This window comes from Paenibacillus xylanilyticus (assembly GCF_013359935.1).
GTDB classification, from domain to species: domain Bacteria; phylum Bacillota; class Bacilli; order Paenibacillales; family Paenibacillaceae; genus Paenibacillus; species Paenibacillus xylanilyticus.
Genome location: NZ_JABMCB010000171.1, coordinates 1 through 809 on the forward strand (window position 1 = coordinate 1; position 809 = coordinate 809).

Annotated in this window: 1 protein-coding gene and 1 rRNA gene; both read left to right on the top strand. The window is 38.7% G+C overall.

The features are described from left to right. On the top strand, positions 1-223 hold a 223-nt coding region (locus HP552_RS10005), incomplete at its 5' end, for a TraB/GumN family protein (RefSeq protein WP_175395378.1). A gap of 505 nt (positions 224-728) precedes the next feature. Continuing rightward, positions 729-809: ribosomal RNA gene (locus tag HP552_RS10010) — 16S ribosomal RNA — on the top strand; the annotation flags it as partial.

Genomic DNA, 809 nt, shown 5'->3' on the forward strand with positions numbered 1-809 from the left:
CGAGCAGTTGTTAGACTTCACTAATAACTTCTCTGATAACGAGGAGTACAACAAAGCAATGCTGATCGACCGTAACATTGGCATGGTTGACAAGATCGATGGATATTTGAAGAGCGACAAGAAAGAGGAGTACTTTATCGTAGTAGGTGCTGCCCACTACCTGGGTGAGCACGGAATCGTGAAATTGCTTGAGGATAAAGGTTACACAGTAGAACGTAAGTAACAACAATGATTTCTAAAACATCCCTCATTCAATTCCAGTAGGATTGAACGGGGATGTTTATTATATATAGAAGAAAGACTATCATCAGCTATCGTAGGAGTTCTACGTAGTCCCTTGAAATAAAAAGATAATATAATGAGTAGAAATAATTTATAATTAAACTCTTTACAAGTTAATTGAGTCTGTGATATATTAATTATCCGGCCAAGAAAACATGGGAAACACGGTGCGGTAAGCAAACAAAATAAGCTTCGAAAGAAACTTAAAAAAAGTGCTTGCTAAATTGGTTCGGACGTGGTAATATATAAGAGTTGCTGAAGAGAACAACACTCTGACGCAAACGAAGTTTGATCTTTGAAAACTGAACAACGAGTGAGTAATCATCTTGCTTGCAAGATCGACGCTGAGAGATCGATACACGTCTTCGGACGGTATGATTTCGAAGCAAAATTGAGATTTTTAATCTCGTCAGATTCAAAATGAGCTAATCGCTCTTTTCAATACTTTATTGGAGAGTTTGATCCTGGCTCAGGACGAACGCTGGCGGCATGCCTAATACATGCAAGTCGAGCGGACTTGATGAGAA